Raw genomic sequence first — 16,597 nt, 5'->3', positions numbered from 1 at the left:
CGGGCATCCGGCCCGTACGCCGGCAACCCCCACCCGGCGCCGGCGGGACACCCCGCCGGCGCCGCTTCGCGAATGCGCGGAACGTGCGTGCTGCGCGTGCTGCGCGTTCAGCTCGGAAGGGTGATCCATTCCGACGGGCCGGGGCCGGGGCCGGAGCCGGGACCGGGGCCGGGACCGCGGGTGCCGGTTCCGGCCTCCCGCGCGTCGGTCAGCGGGGCCTCGGCGGTGAGACGGAAGCGGCCCGCCCCGTCCGGGCCGGCGGTCAGCGAGCCGCCGGTCTGCACCATGCGGACCGCCAGATCCGCCAGCCCGCCGCCCTCCTTCACGGCCTGCTCCTCGGCCGGCAGGGACCCGTCGTTGACAACGGTGAGCCGCACCATGCCATCCGTCTGCACCACCACGATCTGCACCCGGCGGGCCCGGGAGTGGCGCAGGATATTGGTCACCGCCTCCCGCAGCACCGCCGCCAGTACGGTGCCCGTCCGGGGCGGCACCGTGCCCACCGACACCGCCACGTCGACCTCCACGTCGGCGGCCAGGAGCACCGAGCGTGCCGAGTCGGCCTCCGCCTCCAGCGACATCTCCCGGTAGCCGCGGGCCACCGAGCGCACATCGGCCAGCGCCTGCCGGGACACCGCCAGCGCCTCCCCGACCTGCTCCCGCGCCCGGTCGGGGTCGGACGGCAGCAGCCGGTGCACCAGCTCCGATTTCACGGTGATGGCGGAGAGGCTGTAGCCGAGCAGGTCGTGCAGCTCGCGGGCGACCCGCAGCCGTTCCCGGGCGACCGCCAGCCGGGCCAGCTCGCCCCGGCTGCGCCGCACCTCCACCACGGCCACCGAGAGCCGGCTCAGGCCGTACACGGTCAGGCCGCTGATCACCGCGTTCAGCGCCACATAGCCGGAGTCCACCCAGTTCATGCCCGCGTCCCTGGCGATGACCAGCATGGAGGCCACGATCATGCCGAACAGCGGCCAGCGGAACCGCCCCGAGGACACCACCAGCAGCACCGAGCCGGCAAGGAAGCCGGAGATCGCGCACCACGGCCAGCCGAACCAGACCAGCGGCAGGTAGGTGGCCACACCCTGCACGGCCAGGGTGGCCAGACGCATCCGGCCCAGCCGTTCGGCCGGACCGGTCAGGGAGTGCGCAAGCTGGCAGGCGAGGATCACCGCGATCCAGAACGCCAGCGCGGCGGGATCGGCGCCGGGCCAGAGCTGGAGGACGTTGAGCACGGCCAGCACCACATAGCCGGTGAACACCACCAGGGCGACCACGAGCGCCAGCCGGGGCGCGGTGAGGTCGGTGAGCTCGGTATCGGCCGCGCCGCCGCCCGGGCCGGCGCCGTCCACGGCGCCGTCCACGGCCGCGTCCGCGACCGTGGCCCGCACGGCTGCGGGCACATCCTCGTCCGCTGCCGGAACCGCCGCCATTGCTGCTGCCGCCGCGGCTGCTGTCACGGTCGCCGAGGCCATGCCGGGCGGTGCCGCCCCGGCGGCCGGCCGGCCCTCGCCGCCGGTCCGGGGAACAGCGACCGTGACACGGAACCGTCCTTGCCCGTCCGGACCGGCGCTCAGCGTGCCGCCCGCCTGCTTCACCCGCTCGGTGAGATTCCCCAGACCGCTGCCGCCCGGCCCGGCGTCGCGCTCGCCCTCGCGCTCGCCCTCGCGCTCACCCTTGCCCGCCCCCTCGCCGAGGGCATCCGCCCCGGCCGGCAGCGGCCCGTCGTTGACCACGGTCAGGCCGACGGCGCCGGAGGTCTCGGTGACCCGGATCTCGACCCTGCTGGCGCGGGAGTGGCGCAGCACATTGGTGACCGCCTCGCGCAGCACGGTCGCCAGCAGGGTGTCCACCTCAGCCGGCAGGCAGCGGGCGGTGACGGCCAGATCGACGTCGATGTCGGCGGCGGCCAGCACCGAGCGGGCCGAGTCGGCCTCCGCCTTCAGAGACATCTCCCGGTAGCCGCTGGCCACCGAGCGCACGTCCGCCAGGGCCTGCCGGGACACCGCGAGCGCCTCGCCGACCTGTTCCCGGGCCCTGCCCGGGGCCTGCGGCAGCAGCCGGTGCGCCAGTTCGGACTTGAGGGTGATGGCGGAGAGGCTGTAGCCGAGCAGGTCGTGCAGGTCGCGGGCGACGCGCAGCCGTTCCCGGATCACCGCCAGCCGGGCCAGCTCGCCGCGGGTGCGCCGCACCTCCAGCACGGAGGCGGACAGCCGGCTCAGGCCGTAGACGGCGAGCCCGCTGTTGACCGCGGCCAGCGCCAGATAGACGCGCCACAGGGTGTCGCCGCCGGAGGCCACGCTCAGGGCCAGCACGGCGGCCACGGCACCGCCGAAGCAGACCCACCGTATCCAGCCGGGGAGCAGCAGGAGCAGCGAGCCGACCAGGAACGCGGTCATGCTGCCCCAGGGCTGGCCCAGCCAGAGCAGCGGAAGGAAGCTGATGGCCGCCTGCAGCGTCAGCGTGAGCAGCCGTAACCGGGCGGGCCAGCGCCGGGCCGCGGCCAGGTGGAGGAGGTGGAGGGCGAAGGCCGCCGCCGCGCATCCCGCGAAGGCGATCATCCCCGGTGCCCCGGGACGCAGCGAGGCGACATTGAGCAGCGTCACCACGTAGTAGCCGCCGAAGACCCCGAGCGCGGCCGGGTGAGCCACCCTCCTCGCCTGACCGCCGGCCATGCCTGCTCCTTCTGTTCGCTGTGGGCACACCAACGCCGCACCTCGGTGGAAGGACTGGTCAGATGGTATGTGTGACGGACATCAAAAACCAGAAGCCGCCCGTGATATGACGAAGCGTCACCATGCCGTCGCGCGCCCGCCCGCCGCGCGCCCCGCGTGTCCCCGCCCGGGCCGCCGTTACCGCCGTCGCCGCTGCCCCTGCCGTCGCTGCCGCTGCCGTCATGCCGTCATGCCGTCATGCCGTCATCGCCACCAGCGCCATCACCGCTGTCTCCCGGCCGGCGGGCCGCCGAGCAGGGCCCGCGCGCGGGCCGCCCACTCCGGGTCGTTGGCGGCCCGCCGCCCGCCCCCGTCGTCCCGCCCTGCCTCCCGGGACGGCTCGGACTCGGGCCCGCGGGGGCCGACCACGATCTCCCCGACGCTGGACTCCTCGCGCCAGTCCGTGCCCAGCACCCGGGCCGAGGCTTCCACATCGCCACTGGCCACCGCGCACGCCGACAGCCCCATGGCCTCGCACACCAGGTAGACGTTCTGCATCAGCACGCCCACATGCTTCAGGGTGAGGGCGTAACGCAGACCCCAGGACACCCCGGCCAGCCGGCGGAACCGGGCGGTCATGGTGATCAGCACCGGCGGCCGGTGCGGCCCCTCGGCGGCGGCCGGCCCGGCGGCGGTGGCGGGCGCGGCGCAGCGCAGCAGCCGTTCGGGGGTGTCGGTGCGCAGCCGCTCCAGCCGGTGGCCCAGCGGGTCGTAGTGGTAGACGCCGGCCGGGATGCCGTCGCAGTCGCTGACCGTCAGATACAGCTCCAGCTCGTGCAGCGAGCCGAAGCTCGGATACGGCCGGTCACTGGTTCCGGCGCCGGTCGGGCCGGTGCCCGGGCCGGTCAGCGCCCGCACCCGCGCGGACCGGTAGAGCAGCTCGCCGAGCTGGTCCGCGGTCAGCCGGCCGTGGTGCCAGAGCCGCCGGGACCGGCGGCCCTCCACGGCCGCGGTGAGCGGGGGATCGGCGGCCAGCACGTCCTCCCAGCGGGGGCGGGGCAGCGGGAGGGCGGGGCCGCCGCGAGGCGGCTTGACCACCGGCTCGGGAGGCGCGGAGAAGCCTGCCGCCTCCTCCACGGTGCCGAAGTCGCTGTCGTGCAGGCCGGGCCGGCTGCGGGTGTGGAACAGCAGCTCCAGCGGGGCCCAGGCGGCAAGCACCGGGTCGTCGTCCTCGCCGAACACCGGCCGCCCGCCGTCCCCGCAACCGTCGCCGTCCCCGTCCCCGTCGCCGTCGCCGTCACTGTGCCGTTCCTCCCCCGTGCCCGTCCCCGCCCCGGCCTGCACCAGCATGCCCGCCGACAGCAGATACGACAGCACGGCGTGCGCCACCTCCGGCGGCTGCCCCGATGCCGAGGCCACCTCCTCCGGCGGTGTGGCCGCGCCGATGGCGCCGATCACGCCCAGCGCCTCGGGCCGGCCGAACTCCACCCGGTGCAGCGACAGCGGCGACTCCATGCGCATGGTGCCGCCGTCCGCCCGCAGCATGGCGAACCGGGACACCCGCAGCGGCCGGCCGGGACGCGGGGCATGCAGCCGGAGCCCCGCCTCCGGCGTGAGGGGCACCACGGACAGCAGCGGGCGGGCGGCGTCCGCGCCCAGCGAGCGCACGGTCAGCGGATGCAGCGGGCGCAGCTCCCGGAGCAGGACGGTCAGCGCCCGCTCGCGGTGGCCGCCGTCCCCGGACGTCACGTTCTCCAGCCGGATCGGGCCCAGGCTCATCCGGTGCAGGGCCTGGCGCAGCAGTGGCTGCGGCCGGTCCAGCACGGTCTCGCCCCAGCGGCAGAGCAGCGTCAGCCGCCCCCCGCCGGTCCCCCGCCCGCCCCGCCCACCCTCCTCGGCTCCGTCCTCGGCTCCGTTCTCGTTCTCGTCCTCGATCCGCACATCCTCGCGAAGGGACCACAGCGGGAACACCGAGGCGCCATGAACGTCGTCCTTGTGCGCGGGATCCTGTGCTGACACGGGAACTCCAGACGGTGCGGAATCGGTGCGGAAACGGCACGGCGCGCCGGACGGCGAGGGCCGTCCGGCGTCGCCGGAATCGGGGCGGGCGGTGCGGCGGTTCAGGCGTCGGACGAGCTGAAGCAGGGGATGGCGCTGCCCAGGTCACCGGTGTAGTCGAGGGGCTCGATGACCAGGTCGCCGGCCGCGGCGGCGGTGCCCTGGGCGATGATGGCGCCGGTCTCGGGAGTGGCGGCGGAGAGGAGCTCACTGATCGGCATGGTTCCCCCTGAGGATCCGTCGGCGTTGAGGACGGCACTCAGCATCCAGGCTCCGGACCGGCCACCGGTAGTGAAAATCTCATGCCCCGGGCGTGGACTATTCATGGCCGGGTTCATGAGCGCATAACTGGGCCCGGAGCGCGCTTCGTTCCAGACTCAAGCGGTATCCGGCCCGTTCTCGGACGGGGGGCCGGGAATCACCGGCGCTAAAGGAGCGACGTGTCATGCAGATCAAACTCCTGGGACATCTGTCAGCGCGCCTCAACCACCGGTCGGTCGTGCCGAGCGCGGCGAAGCAGCGGCAGATCCTCGCCCTGCTGGCCCTCACTCCCGGCCAGGTGGTCACGGTCGCCCGGCTGTTCGAGGAGTTGTGGGGAGACCATCCGCCGCGCAGCGCGCCGACGACGCTGCAGACGTACATCCTGCAACTCCGCGGCAAACTGACCAAGGCCCTGGCCGAGGGGGACGAGGACGGCCGGACCGCCAAGGACATTCTCGTCACCCGGCACGGCGGGTATTCACTGGCCGTCGAGCCGGAATGCGTCGACGTCCACGAATTCCGCCGGCTCGCCCGCGCCGGACGGACCGCCTTCGACGCCGGTGACGACCGGGCCGCCTCCGCCTACTTCGGCCGCGCCCTGGAACTCTGGCACGGCGAGGCCCTGATGGACCTGCCGCTGGGCCGGGTGCTGGAGCTGGAGGCCAACTCGCTGGAGCAGACCCGGCTGGGCCTGCTCGGCCGCCGCATCGACGCCGACCTGCGGCTGGGCCGCCACACCGAACTGCTCGGCGAGCTGCTGACCCTGGTGGCCCGCAACCCGATGCACGAGAGCCTGAGCGCGCAGCTGATGACCGCGCTGTACCGCTCCGGCCACACCGCCCGGGCCCTGGAGACCTTCCAGCAGCTCCGCTCGACCCTGATCTCCGCCCTGGGTGTGGAGCCCGCGCCGTGGGTGCGGCGGCTGCACCAGGCGATCCTGGTCGGCGACCCGGCACTCGACCCGCCGGTCGCCCGGCGCGGCGGCGTCCAGGACGGGCAGCAGCCCGTGCCCGCGGGCACGTCCCGCACCGGCCGGGAACTCGCCGGCTACCTCGCCGCCTGAACCCGGCGCCCGCTCCCCGACCCCTCACCCCGGCCGGGGAGCGGGCGCCGCGCCAAGGGCAGTCATCCCAGGGCGAGTTTGGTGTCCCAGTTGACGTTCATGATCTTTGTCCAGCTTCCGGCCGAGGTGCGGGTGGCGTGGTAGACGCGGAGGGAGCCGTCCGAGACCGTGGTCCAGATGTCGGGGACGGAATCGCCGTTGGCGTCGGGGATGCCCATGATCATCGGGTGGCCGGTGGCGGTCCAGCCGGTGCCGTACACGGCGTCGGTGCCGGTGGCGGAGTCCACGGCGCGGCCCAGTGAGGTGAGATCCACCCCGGTCCCGTCGGCGCCGGGCTTGCCCAGGCGCAGCAGGAGCTCGCCGTTGCTGCGGTTGCGGTAGAGCAGGTCGGCGATGCCGTCACCGGAGATGTCGGTGACATTGACGATGTCACGGTTGCCCCAGGCGCCATTGAGCAGCAGCACGGCCCGGTCGAAGGCGCCGCCGGTGTAGCCGGTGAGGGCCCACAGCTGATCTTCGGCGATGGCGAACATGTCCGGCCGTCCGTCGCCGGTGATGTCACCGGCCGCCTTGATCTCGGTCAGCGCGGCGGGGTCCGGCGCGTTCGGGGGCAGCAGCACCTCGATGCGTCTGCTGATGTCGACGCTGCCGTAGCCGTCGCCGGGATAGAGGTAGAGCCGGTCGTCGGGGACGGGCATGCGGGCGAGGACGTCGGCTATGCCATCGCCGGGCAGGAAGTCACCGTTGTGGGTGATCAGGGCGGGGTTGCCCGCGGCGTCCTTCCAGTATCCGGCCGGGGGCGGGTCGCCGCTGTCGTGGGCACCGCCGATGGAGCGGTGGAGGTCGCCGGCGTCGTCACCGGGCAGGGAGCGCAGACTGCCGTCGGGGTTGATGACGAACATGTCCGGGTAGCCGTCGCCCCCGGTGTCCCCTGGTGCGTCGGGCGTGTTGCGGGGCCTGACGTAGAAGACGTAAGGGGTGCCTGCCGAGACGTTGCCGGCGGTGTCCACCGCCCGCACGTACACCACGTTCGGGCCGGCGTGCGGGGGCCGGAAGTCGGTGATCTCCGCGGTGCCGTCGGTACCGGGAGTGGCCTCCTTGTTGTAGGCATGGCCGTTGAAGGAGTAGTCGTAGCGGACGACACCGTCGTTCTCGTCGCCGGGCGCGAAAGTGATGACGCCGGATTCGCCGAACTTCTTCAGACTCCATTCGTTGTCCGGGCTTTCCGCGGGGAAGTCCGTGGAGGAGACGAACGGAGAGCTGGGGGCGGTGCTGTCGTAGACGAAGCCGCAGTTGTCCGAGCCGGGCGGGGCGTAGGTGGAGGCGGCGCCGGTGGAGTCGATGGCCCGCACCCGCCACCAGTACCGCACCCCGTTGCGCAGCGGGTGGGGCTGCTCCTCGGTGGCGGTGGTGGAGACACCGGTCCAGGCGTGGCCGGTGGAGTCCACCGTGACCTTGCGGTCGAGGATCTTGATGTCGCTCCAGCCCTCGCGCCACAACTGGAAGTGCAGATACTTCAGGTTGTGGTCCAGGTCGGAGGAAGTGGCCGCGAAGTTGATGGTGCCCTGCTTGCCGATGGAGATCTGCCCGCCGGTGTCACACCCGTGCCCGCCGCTCATCTTCAGCTTGGTGGGTTCGTTGGGCTTGCGGTTGTAGGTGGCCTTCAGGCGCGGCGCATCCGAGCCGTTGGCCGTGAACTTCTTCCAGGCGTGGTCGTCCGCCTCGTTCGTCGCCTGCAGGCCGACGGTGATGAGGGACCAGCCGGAGTCGGCGGCGGTCTGGGCCAGGGACGTGGCGGTGAACTTGACGAACTCGTCCGGGCAGGAGCTGCTGTAGCCGTGCGCGACGTTCTTGGAATCCACCACGTCGTGCCAGTCCGGCTGGCTGTACCAGGTGGTCGTTGAGCTGATCGGGCCGGTGCGCCACAGCTCCACGCTGCGCGGAGAGCACGACCAGGCGTAGGTCTCCTTGGCGTAGAAGTACGCCGAGGAGATGTGCGCGCCACGGAGTTTTCTGTCCCACTGGAGCTGGAACAGCGAGCGGGAGAGCCCCCCCGTCGTCGATTCGTATCCGACCCGGGCGCTGTTGGTGCCGTCGTTGAAGTTCTGACCGTTCCAGAAGCTGGTGGATTTGTGCTTGGCGTAGACGGTGGTCCAGTTGTTCGTGCCGGCGGTGAACGACGGGTCGATGAACACCGGGAACTGTGTCCGGTCGTCGGCCAGCAGGCCGGTGTCCGGCGAGAGGGTGAGGGTTCCGTCGGCGGCCAGGGAGATCCCCGCCACCGCGTCATGGGTGCCCGGCTGCGGACCGGCAAGCCCCGGAAGCTCGAGCATCTGGCCCGCATCCGCCGCCGTCGGCGCGGCCCGTGGGGACCGGCCGCGGTCAGCACGGTCCTCGTCCAGCGGGTTCGGGACGTAGCTGTCGTCGATGGTGTCTTCGGGCTCCTCGGGTGGGTCGATGCTCTCGTCCGCCTCCGGTACCGGCTCCTCCTGCGGGGGGTCCGGCTGCGGATCGTCCCCCTGGGTCATCGCCGGCTTCCCGGCGGAGTCCCACATGTAGGGGGAGGGCGAGACGGCGACCTCCTTGCCGCTGGCGTCCTTGGCGGACACCACACCGGTGACGGGGTCCAGTGTGAAGGTCAGGTCCGGTGAGGTCAGCCGGTAGCGGACCTGCTCGACCACCCCGTCGGCCGCGGGCTGGCGGGTCTTGACGATCAGTACGTTGGAGAATCCGGAGTCGCGGGCGGTGAGCAGCAGGTCCACCCCGGGCAGGACCTCCTGGTACAGCGCCCGAGGCCCCTCGATCACCGGCTGGGGCAGAACCCCGGGCCAGGACAGGGTCATCTGGCGACCGTCGACGGTGAAGGTCACCAGCTCCGACCATTCCCGGCCTTCTGCCGTGCTCTCGTCCCGGGTGAACTCGGCCGGGCGGGCACCGGCCCGGTCCGCCCTCCCGGACGCTGCGGTCCCGGATGCGGTTCCGCCGGAGAACACCATGGGACGGGTCACCGCGGCCGGTGACCAGCCGCCCTCTCCGTCCGGTTCCAGGGCGGTGTCGATCTCCCGCCACTCGCCGTCCACCAGGGCCCGCACGGGCGCCACATGTGCCTCGTACTCGAAGGAGCCGTCGGGCAGTGCCCAGGTGGTGCTGTAGGCGTCGCGCAGCTCCGTAGCCTCCACCCGCTCACCGCGGGCCCTGGCCACCTGCTGTGCCTCCGACTCGTCCCACGGCCCCTCGGGCAGCGCACCGTTGTCGTCCTCGGTCCCGGTGCCGGTCTTCGCCCGGCCGGACTCGTCGGCGCCGGTCAGTCCCCACAGGCCGAGCCCGGCGACGGCGACAGCCGTCGCGGTCACCACGGCCAGCATCCCCGTCCGTCGTCTGTTCGCCGCCGGCGGCCGCAGTCCTTGCCCGTTCACCGGAAGGTCCCTCCCCTGCTCACGCGTCCGCCCCGTCTCACCGGCCGGCCGCCACCACCGGACACCGAAGTGAGGAGCCCCGGAATTCCCTGTGTCGGCAAGCGGTGGTCCTCGTGCGCGGTCGCCCTCAGCGCGGGGGAAGACACCCTGGCGCAGGACGGAAAAGCGCGAGCAGATCATGCCCCATATGCGTCATCGGCGCCAGGTCTGCCACGTGAAACGTGGTTCTGAACACCGGCCGACGAGGCTGCTTCCGCATTTCCGGAGCACACGGGGCTTCACACTACCCCCTCGATTGCCCGGCGAAACCTGTGGCATCAAGCCTGGTGGCAAGGCTGCTTTGCGTGGATCTGCGCCTGAATTTCACTTTTCCTTCATGCATGAGAAGAAAGGTTCTGGAACTGCCCAAATCGCGATTGCTCCGCCTCCCTTGTCGCTCACGGAATCCTTCGGATCGCGGTCGGTCCCCTCGTGTGAATCCGGTCACACCGCCATTGTCGATTGTTGACGCAGGAATGCGCATTGCCGAGGATGCGGCAGTTCTCTTGTCGCAATTTCCGGGGTGGTCTGCTTCTTCGGGGGTTTTCCGCTGCGCTCGTTGGGGGTTGTTCCGGTGCCTGTGCCGTCGTCGTGGGCCGTCCGTGGTGTGCGGTGGGTGCGGGCCTCAGTGCTCGCCGTCCTGGCCTTGGTGCTGCTGGTGGGTGTCATGCCGCGGCAGGTGTGGGCGGTGCCGCCGTCGGACGGTGACCGGACGGGGGTGGACTTGCCGGAGTTGCCGCAGGAGACACCGACGGCGGACGCGGATACCGGTGTGCTGGCGGACCTGGCCGGTGAGGGTGCGGATCCGGTGGTGGAGTACGAGCCGTCGAAGACGGCGGCGCCGGTGTCGGGAACGGATGCGGCGGAGCTGAGCGCGCCTGCAGCGGGTGACCGGGTCCCGGCCGGTGAGTTGCCGGTGCTGGTGGGGGTGCCGCAGGACGCGACCGCGGCGGAGGCCGCGGCGCTGGAGGGGGACTGGCAGGTCGCTCTGGGCACACCGGAGGAGGCGGCTTCCCCGACGCCGGAGCAGGCGGTGGCCGATGAGATCGAGGCGCTGGTGCTGAGTGTCACGCCGCCGTCGGAGTCGGCCGGTGAGGTCGATGTGGTGCTGGACTACTCCGATTTCGAGCAGTTGTACTCGGCGGACTGGGCGGACCGGATGGAGTTCGTGCTCTATCCGGAGTGCTTCCTGACCTCCCCGGAGGTGGAGGCCTGTAACGAGGCGAGGACGCTGCCGACCGAGAACGACGACACCACCGGGCAGATCACCGCGACGGTGGACATGGCGGCCGCGGCCGACGCGTCGGCGCAGGCCGCCACCGTGGCCGCGGCCTCGGCCGGCCAGGCCGCGCAGACGTCCGCGGGGGGAGAAGGCTCCACCGTCCAGGCCGCGTTCACCGCCTCCTCCTCGGGCGGTGGTGCGGCGGTGCTGGCGGCGACGGATTCGGGTTCGGGCGCGAAGGGGGATTACACCGCGACGCCGATCGCGGCGGCGGGGACGTGGTCGGCCGGGGGGTCCTCGGGGGCGTTCAGCTGGTCGGAGCCGATTGCGGTGCCGCCGGTGCCGGCCGGCCCGAGCCCGAACATCTCCTTGTCCTACAACTCCCAGGTGGTGGACGGGCGGACCTCGGTCACGAACAACCAGGCCTCCTGGATCGGGGACGGCTGGGACTACCACCCCGGCTACATCGAGCGCACCTACCGGAACTGTGAGGACGACGCCACGGGAGGGGCGAACAACACCTCACGCAAAACCTCGGACCTGTGCTGGGCGTCGTGGAACGCGGTGATGCACCTGGGCGGGTCCACCGTCGAACTCGTACGCGATGACACCACCGGCACCTGGGTGACCGCCAACGGAGACGGCAGCAGGATCCAGCGCGTCACCGACACCGCCACCTCCAACGGGGACGCCGACGGGGAGTACTGGAAGATCACCTCCCGGGACGGCACGCAGTACTTCTTCGGCCGGCACAAGCTGCCCGGCTGGGCAAGCGGTGACCCGGTGACCGACTCGGTGTTCACCGTGCCGGTCGCGGGCAACCACCCGGGCGAGCCCTGCTACGACACCGCCTTCACCTCCTCCTTCTGCACCCAGGCCTGGCGCTGGAACCTGGACTACGTGGTGGACGTGCACGGCAACGCCATGTCGCTGTGGTGGAACAAGGAGACCAACCACTACGCCAAGAACGAGAAATACACCTCACCGGTGCCCTACGTGCGCGGCGGCCACCTGAAGACCATCAAGTACGGCCAGCGCTCCGGCACCCTGTTCTCCGCGGCTCCGGTCGCCGAAGTGGTCTTCACCGTGGCCGAGCGGTGCTTCGCCGAGCAGGAACTGCAGTGCACCGAAGAGGCCTTCACCTCCCGCGACTTCGGCCGCTACCGCATCTGGTACGACACCCCGGTCAACCTGCACTGCCCCGGCACCACCGGCAAACGCTGCCCCGTCTCCGCTCCCACCTTCTGGTCACGCAAGCTGCTGGACAAGATCACCACCCGCGCCCAGCGCACCCCCGGCTCCACCACCCTGTCCGCCGTGGACTCCTGGGACCTGGCGCAGTCCTTCCCCCGCACCCTGACCGACACCGCACCCCCGCTGTGGCTGGAGTCGATCACCCGCACCGGCTATGCCCCCGGCGGGGTCTCGCAGCGGATGAACCCGGTGGAGTTCTCCCACAACAACGACCCCATGCCCAACCGCGTCGTCGCCGGCGCCTCCGACCCGCGCCCGGCGTTCGACCGGCTGCGGATCCGCCGGGTGATCACCGAGATCGGCGGCGAGATCGCCGTCACCTACAGCACCCCCAACGGCCACTGCGCCACCGGCACCGGACACCCCGCCCCGCAGGACAACACCTCCCTGTGCTACCCGGTCTACTGGCACCCGGACCCGGAAGAAGAATCCATCGACTGGTTCAACAAGTACCTCGTCACCAAGGTCGAGCAGAAACCCCGCATCGACGGCGTGCCGGATGTGGTCACCCAGTACCAGTACTCCGGCGGCGCCGGCTGGGCCAGGAACCAGGGCGAATTCACCAGGAAGACCACCAGAACCTACGACCAGTGGCGCGGCTACGCGCAGGTCAGTGTGGTCAGCGGCGTCACCGACGCGGCCGTGGGCACGGTGCAGGGCAAGACCACCACCCGCTACTTCCGCGGCCTGCACGGCGACCCGCTGCCCGGCGGCGCCTCCCGCTCGGTCACCCTCACCGACTCCACCGGCGCCACCATCGCCACCGACCACCCCGCCTTCCAGGGCATGGCCGCCGAAACGATCACCTACAGCCGCTCCGGCGGCGCGGTCGTCTCCCGCACCGTGACCACACCCTCCCGTCACCTGCTGGCCACCCGCGCCCGCGACGGCGTCCCCGATCTGAAGGCCTACCGGGTCCAGACCGACGAGACCTTCACCGAAACCGATTCCTCCGGCACCAACCCCGACGACCCCCGCACCACCCGCACCGTCACCACCCGCACCTGGTACGACACCACCTACGGCCTGCCCACCCAGGTCGAGACCTCGGGCGAGACGGGTTCCCCAGATCCCCGGACCTGCACCCTGCTCTCCCACGTCCACAACACCGGAGCCCACCTCATCGGCCTGCCCAGCGAGGTCAAGACCACCGCCGGCACCTGCGATGATGCCGCCACCGCCACCGGCGACGACATCATCGCCGCGGCCCGGACCGCCCATGACGGCGGTGCCTTCGGCTCCACCCCCACCAAGGGCATGGCCACCACCCAGTGGGAGATCAACGGCGCGGGCACCGGCTGGATCCGCGTGGCCGTCAACACCTTCGACAGCTACGGCCGGCTCACCTCCGTCACCGACACCGCCGGCCACACCACGACCACCGCATACAGCCCGGCCACCGGACAGACCTTCACCACCGTCACGGCCAACGCGCTCGGCCACACCGCCACGGTGGACGTCGAGCCCGGCCGCGGCACCGCGGTCGTCACCACGGACACCAACGGCCGCGAGGTGACCCAGTCCTACGACGCGCTCGGCCGCCTGACCTCCGTGCGCACCCCGGAGCAGGCCGCGTCCGAGCCACCGCGGCACGCCTTCGCCTACCAGGTCACCCTCGGCAAACCGCTGGCGGTCACCAGGTCCAGCCTGCGGGACGACGGCACCTACGCCGTCAGCACCGTTCTCTACGACGGGCTGGGGCGGGAGCGCCAGAGCCAGACCGAAGCCGCCGGCGGCGGGAGGCTGATCACCGACACCCTCTACAACGCCAACGGCTCCGTCCGCCAGACCAACGACGCCTATCTGGGCAAGGGTGAGCCGGGCACCACGCTGTTCGAGCTGCGCTCGGAGACGGAAGTGCCCCATGCGACCCGCTACACCTACGACGGCCTGGGCCGTCCGCTGACCGTCACACCCGTCCACTCCAGCTTCCCGCAGGACGGCGCCACCGTCGTCGACGACACAGTCCAGCCCGACCGCCGCACCCGCTACACCTACGACCACGACGTCACCACCGTCATCCCGCCCAAGGGCGCGGTCGCCACCCGGACCTTCACCGATGCCGTGGGCCGCCCGGTAAGGCTGGACCACTTCACCAACGCGGCACGCACCACCCATCGCTCCACCACCTACACCTACGACGCACGCGGCAACCGCACCGAGGTGAAGGACACCGAGGGCAACGTCTGGAGCTGGACCTACGACGCGCGCGGACGCGTCACCCGGGCCGTCGACCCGGACACCGGCACCTCCACCACCACGTACAACGACCTCGACCAGATCGTCACCACCACCGACGCCCGCGGCATCACCGTCTGGAACGGCTACGACATCATCGGCCGCCGGACCGAACAGCGCCTGGACGGTTCCACGGGCGAACTCCTCACGGAGCAGACCTACGACACTCTGCCCGGCGCCCATGGCCTCCCCGTGGCCTCCACCCGCTACACCGACGGTCTGCCCATCACCACCGAGATCACCGGCTACAACGCCGAGTACCAGCCCACCGGCGAGAAGATCACCATCCCGCTGGGCCCGGCAGGCGGCCCCACCACCGGCCTGGCCGGCACCTACGAGTACACCTACCGCTACACCCGCACCGGCAAGCCGCTGTCCACCACCGTGCCCGCCGTCGGAGACCTCGGCCGCGAAGAGATCATCACCCGCTACAACGCCGACGGGCTGCCGGTGACCACCTCCGGGTTCGACTGGTACACCGCGGACGTCACCTACAACCCCTGGGGACAGGTGCAGCGCAGCGTCACCGGCGCCCAGCCGCACCGGGTATGGACCACCAACCTGTTCGACGAGAACACCAAGCAGCTCATCGAGTCCATCACCGACCGCGAGACCGCCACCCCCCGCATCAACGCACGGGTCTACGCCTACGATCCGGCCGGCAACGCCACCTCCATCACCGACACCACCGGCTCCACCGTGGACCGGCAGTGCTTCACCTATGACGCACTCGCCCAGCTCACCGAGGCCTGGACCTCCCCGCACTCCGGTTGCACAGCACCCCGAAAGTCCACCGCCGAGCCGGTCTACGGCGACGGCACCGTCAACGTCACCGCCACCAACGACGGCTACTGGCACACCTACACCTACGACACCCTCGGGAACCGCACCCGGCTGGTCCAGCACGACCCGGACGTCACCCTCACCTCCGGCCAGGTCGACACCAGCGGTGACACCGTCACCGACTACACCTACGGTGACGCAACCGGCGCCCAGCCCCACACCCTCACCCGGCTGACCACGGACACCCCCCAGGTGGACTCCCTGGCCACCTGGGCCTACGACGACTCGGGCAACACCGTCTCCCGCACCCAGGGCGGAGACACCCAGACGCTGTCCTGGACATGGGACGGGCTGGCCGAGACCGTCACCGGCTTCGGCGCCGAGGGGCGCGGCGAGCTGCTCGGTCCGGACGGCAAATGCCTCGCCCTCCAGGGCAGCGACCCGGGGGCCGGGAGCCCGCTGGAGATCCGCACCTGCACAGGGGACCGCACCCAGCTCGCCCACATCGACGCGGCCGGAACCGACCCCTCCACCGGTGAGCTGAAGATTCTCGACCACTGCGCCGCCCCCGCCGCCTCCGGCTCCGGTGTCGTCCTGGTCCCCTGCGACGGCGGCTCCGGCCAGCAGTGGCGCTCCCACCTCGACGGCGACCTGGAACACCTCGGCACCGGCCGGTGCCTGACCGTCCCCGGCGGGGACACCACCGATGGCACGAACCTCACCCTGTCCGCGTGCACCGGCACCAGCCCGGAGCAGCAGTGGTCCTTCGCCGACGAGACCACCTACCTCTACGACGCGGGCGGCAACCGCGTCATCGCCTCGACCGCCGGCTCCCACACGCTCTACCTGGGCGGTCAGGAGCTGTCCACGGACGGCGCCGGCGGTTTCTCCTCCGCCCGGCGCTACTACGCCCACCCCGGCGCGCCCACGGTGATGCGCCACATCTCCGCCGGGCAGTCCGACTCCACGCTCACCACTCTGCTCACCGACCACCACGGCACCCCGGTGGCCACCGTCGAACTCGACGGCGACCAGCGGGTGCTGCGGGAGAAGTACGACCCGTACGGGGCACCGCGCGGCGCACGCCACGCCGACTGGCTGCCCGACCGCGGCTTCCTCGGCGGCACCCAGGACGACTCCACCGGCCTGACCCACCTCGGCGCCCGCGAATACGACCCGGCCACCGGCCGTTTCCTCTCCGCGGACCCGCTTCTGGATCTCACCGAACCCCTGCGGATGAACGGCTACACCTACAGCCGCAACAACCCCGTCACCTTCGCCGACCCCTCCGGACTGTCCGACTGCGCGTCCCTGCCCTCGGCGGGCCAGAGCGCCTGCTACGCGGCGAAGGACCACAACGCCGGCCCGGCCATCGCGCACTGCAACACTCTGCCCTCAGCCGGACAGGGCCCCTGCCAGGCCGGCGTGACCGGACGCCCGCCCTGGAGCACCGCCGGCGGAAGCCGGGGCGCCAATCCTTACCACGACGCCCTGGTCGACATCGCCGTCCAGGCAGCCCCCAGGCAGTCCTCCAACGCGGTCGTCAGCTTCCTCAAAGGCGCGGCAAAGCCCTTTGTGGAAACCTATGACTTCGCCAAGGACCACATCGCCC

Annotated in this window: 6 protein-coding genes; 2 read left to right on the top strand and 4 right to left on the bottom strand. The window is 71.6% G+C overall.

From position 1 onward, the window contains the following. Positions 1-107: 107 nt before the first annotated feature. The 3 genes from GQS09_RS07005 to GQS09_RS06995 all read right to left on the bottom strand — a co-directional run bounded on the left by GQS09_RS07005 (position 108) and on the right by GQS09_RS06995 (position 4,930). Positions 108-2,672 carry a sensor histidine kinase gene (locus GQS09_RS07005; protein WP_165985121.1) on the bottom strand — a complete coding sequence of 855 codons (2,565 nt, stop codon included), beginning with the start codon at positions 2,670-2,672 and terminating at the stop codon, positions 108-110. Between the two features lie 261 nt (positions 2,673-2,933). Beyond that, positions 2,934-4,670: a SagB family peptide dehydrogenase gene (locus tag GQS09_RS30595; protein ID WP_165985120.1), complete on the bottom strand. Its 1,737-nt coding sequence runs from the start codon at positions 4,668-4,670 to the stop codon at positions 2,934-2,936. Between the two features lie 101 nt (positions 4,671-4,771). Further along, complete coding sequence (locus GQS09_RS06995; protein ID WP_165985119.1) at positions 4,772-4,930, bottom strand: hypothetical protein; 159 nt, start codon at positions 4,928-4,930, stop codon at positions 4,772-4,774. Positions 4,931-5,154: 224 nt separating this feature from the next. On the opposite strand from GQS09_RS06995, the gene GQS09_RS06990 reads away from it, so the two are divergent. Continuing rightward, a complete protein-coding gene (locus GQS09_RS06990) occupies positions 5,155-6,033 on the top strand; it encodes an AfsR/SARP family transcriptional regulator (RefSeq protein WP_165985118.1) in 879 nt (292 codons plus the stop codon). Between the two features lie 62 nt (positions 6,034-6,095). Here the strand turns inward: GQS09_RS06990 and GQS09_RS06985 are convergent, their stop codons facing one another. After that, complete coding sequence (locus GQS09_RS06985; protein ID WP_165985117.1) at positions 6,096-9,386, bottom strand: VCBS repeat-containing protein; 3,291 nt, start codon at positions 9,384-9,386, stop codon at positions 6,096-6,098. A 718-nt stretch (positions 9,387-10,104) separates the two neighbouring features. On the opposite strand from GQS09_RS06985, the gene GQS09_RS30590 reads away from it, so the two are divergent. Continuing rightward, positions 10,105-16,597, top strand: a 6,493-nt coding sequence (locus GQS09_RS30590; RefSeq protein ID WP_165985116.1) for a ricin-type beta-trefoil lectin domain protein, incomplete at its 3' end; no start/stop codon positions are given.

It is taken from the genome of Streptomyces sp. YIM 98790 (assembly GCF_011421595.1).
Taxonomy (GTDB): domain Bacteria; phylum Actinomycetota; class Actinomycetes; order Streptomycetales; family Streptomycetaceae; genus Streptomyces.
The sequence above is the reverse complement of the archived record's forward strand: the minus strand, read 5'-3'. Positions and strand labels throughout refer to the sequence as shown.